Source organism: Mixta mediterraneensis, assembly GCF_030283135.1.
GTDB lineage: Bacteria > Pseudomonadota > Gammaproteobacteria > Enterobacterales > Enterobacteriaceae > Pantoea > Pantoea mediterraneensis.
The window spans coordinates 1-3,079 of the sequence record NZ_JASUAZ010000097.1 but is presented as its reverse complement, the minus strand read 5'-3'; the positions used below and the strand labels follow the sequence as shown (position 1 = coordinate 3,079).

Sequence of the window (3,079 nt, the reverse complement as noted above, 5' to 3'; positions counted from 1 at the left end):
ACGCCAATGGCCACGTTACTTGATGGAAAACGGGTCTGGGCAGAAAAGAATCTGAACCAGATTTAATCTGACAGACACCTGTATAAATAACCGGTAACTGTCAGATCAGGTCTGAGCTAGTACAATTAAAGATATCCTTGGCCACGACATGCTGATGATAAGTCGCCCACCCACGGATCACGGGGTTGAGCAGGTTTATCAGTTTCCATGCCGGAAGCGTCGGATTGTCTTTAATTATTCTTCTGACTTTGTTCAGGAAGTTTTTCAGATTCTTTTTAGCAGGCTTGATAAGCATCTTGCCGCCGTATTTTCTGACGTTCTGACCCAGAAAGTCGAAGCCTTCTTCTATATGCGTTATCGCTGTTTTTTCCTCAGACAGCGCGAGCCCCCGTTTTTGCATGAACGCTGCTATCAGGGGTTTAACCTCATTCTCCAGCAGCTCGCGGGAGATCCCTGAGCAGATGAAGTCGTCGGCATAGCGCACATAGTTCACCTGATGTTTTGCCCCGTAATGCTTACTCTTCCTGAATGTGCGCATCAGTTCTCCCTCCAGCCCGTCGAGTGCCATATTGGCGAGGAGGGGAGAGATAATGCCTCCCTGCGGAGTTCCACTTTCGGTGTGATAGAAGACGCCTTTTTCCATATATCCGGCTTTCAGCCATTTTCTGAGCAGTTTTCTGTCCATGGGAATATGGGACAGCAACCAGTCATGGCTGATATTGTCGAAGCATCCTTTTATGTCACCTTCCAGTACCCATTTCGGGGATACTTTCTGGCTCATCCGGTGAAATATGGACTCGATGGCATCATGAGTACTGCGCATGGGCCTGAAACCATAGCTGTTATTGTCAGCCGTAGTTTCTGCCACAGGCTCCAGTGCCAGCAACCACAGTGCCTGCATGGCTCTGTCCCTGATTGTCGGGATGCCGAGTGGGCGCTTTTTGCCATTCGATTTTGGAATGTGTATGCGCCTGAGCGGCTGTGGGCTATAGCCTCGCAGACTCAGGTTGCACATCCCTTTCCATTTTTCATCCGGGGTGCTCCATGTTTTGCCATCCACGCCGGGCGTCCTTCTCCCGGTGTTTTCAGTGACACGCCTGACAGCAACGGCTTTGCCGGAGAACGAACGCGTGAGGATGCGCTGCAACTCCCTGATACGACGCCATTGTTGCTACCGGGTTGCCTCTGCAATCCGTAGCTGTAGCTTTCGCACCCGGGCATGGCAGGCTCGCCAGTCAATGGCGTGCCTGCCTGCCGGGCGGGGTATCGTGGACACACTGTCGTGTGTATTCATCTCGCTGATATCCTGTTAAAAGCTTTACAGCATTTCATGCAGTTAAAGACCAGACGGAAGTCTGCCCGCTTTCGCGTCGAAGCATGCATCGCTCCGTATCCTGATGATTACCATCAGGCCTTCGCTTTTTCCGTCCTCCTCTGCCCGCACCGCCAACAGTGTTCCTCACGGTTCACCTGCCATCAGGCAGCAATACGGGTTTTCCAGGTTCCGTTTAACATACAAAAGGTCAGGGCGGGTTCTGTCTATTCACCGGAGATCTCAATGTCCATGTGCTCCGGGGGGACCAGTGGAGCAACCCGATCTCGTACCATTTTGGTTCAGGCTTTCCAGCATCTTTAGCCTGTTGCCGATAACGGTGTTTATCAACAGTTCACATGTGTTAACCCTTCTGACCAGCCTTGCAATCCAGCCGCATGATGCTTACAGCAAGGGAGAGTCCCTTACGGGACTCTCCCCGGGCTGACGCCCGATCTCGTTGTCCCGGAAGCTTCAGACCCCGCCGTTACCAGCAACGCCTGTTCCGGTAGGCTACAGCTAATGGAATAGCTGGTTTTATCAAAGTAAAACAATACGTTAAACGACTTCCTGTCGCACGGCCCCCTTCGGCTCCCGACCCGCTACGCGGTCCGGTCGTCAGCCGGCAGCTGCTGCGCACCTGCGACACTCCGCCAGGCAGCTGCTGCGCATCGGCCAGTCTCCGCCGAACCCCTGCGGGTTTCGTCCCTCCCGGGTAGCGTCTGATGGCAACGTCCAGGTCAACCCCTGCAGCTGGCTGACGCCAGCGCATTCACCGCCCCGTGGGGGCTTTAAGGGACCGGCCAGCCGGTCTTTCTGGCGTTCCCCTTTATGACGGGTTATGAATTGCGTTTATGGCGAAAAGGGATGGGCTGGGATCAGGAACGCGCCGCTGAAGAGCTAGGTAAATGCCTGCGAACGTATAAAGCTTACGAGAAATCACCACATATCGATCGTATCGTCGAACTTGCAACCCGCTCGCTGTCGCTGACTTTGCTGCTTCCCGCGCTGTCAGGTAAAAACAGCACGGAAATCTGTCAGGTTCTCGGCACACTAACGGACTGACCATCCACCGCAACCGGCCATCGCGGCTTAACTCATGACACCTTCCCGACCGGAGCCAAATCAATACGGATCTGAGTTTCAGTGACGACGATCAGCAAATCATGTTTTCCTTTGGCTAACGCAGTCAGAACGTTGTCGGTAAGGGGGAGTGATTCAGCAAAATCGTCGCCACCAACGGCATCGACGCAGGCATCATATAATTCGCCACCGTCGGGAAACTTAGCCGGATCATAGCCTTCAGCATAAGCAACGGTGCGCCGCCCGTCCTTACTTTCCCCCTCGGATGACAGAACATAAATCCCTTCATCTTTAACCAGTAACATGGCCGCATCGTACTGTTGTATTTCAGCCACGACAGGTAACAGATTTTTGGCAGTAAACTTCAACATGCTGAACTCCTCATCAAAAAATACACGGCGTCAGGCTGACGCGCCTCTCAACTCTCCAGCCTCTTTTCTGGTGTCACCCTTTGGGTTTCACGCAGCGCGGGGAGTCTGGCTCCGTGGGAAAAGACCGGAACGGGGTATCAGCGAAGCGGTCAGGGGCGGCGTCAAGCCGGCGAAGCGTACCGCTGTCCGCGCAGCGCCCCGGGCCACAGTCCGCCACGGCGGCCGACGCCCCGGAGCGCCCCCAGGCATCAGGGGGGGGGGCTGTCCGCCGGGCGGGGCCGACACGAGAAGCCCCGCCGGCGGCGTGCATGAG

General features: G+C 54.9%; 2 protein-coding genes and 1 pseudogene. 1 reads left to right on the top strand and 2 read right to left on the bottom strand.

Annotated features, from left to right (window positions below; translation table 11 throughout):
- Positions 1-106: 106 nt before the first annotated feature.
- Positions 107-1,294, bottom strand: a pseudogene (gene ltrA / locus QRY16_RS21645) (group II intron reverse transcriptase/maturase); the annotation flags it as partial.
- A gap of 849 nt (positions 1,295-2,143) precedes the next feature.
- Between ltrA and QRY16_RS21640 the strand changes: the two are divergent.
- Entirely contained in the window at positions 2,144-2,377 is a 234-nt protein-coding gene (locus QRY16_RS21640) for a helix-turn-helix domain-containing protein (protein ID WP_289778016.1), read from the top strand.
- 32 nt (positions 2,378-2,409) lie between these two features.
- Here the strand turns inward: QRY16_RS21640 and QRY16_RS21635 are convergent, their stop codons facing one another.
- Positions 2,410-2,766, bottom strand: coding sequence for a DUF3085 domain-containing protein (locus QRY16_RS21635; RefSeq protein ID WP_289778015.1), 357 nt, complete (start codon positions 2,764-2,766; stop codon positions 2,410-2,412).
- Positions 2,767-3,079: the final 313 nt, after the last annotated feature.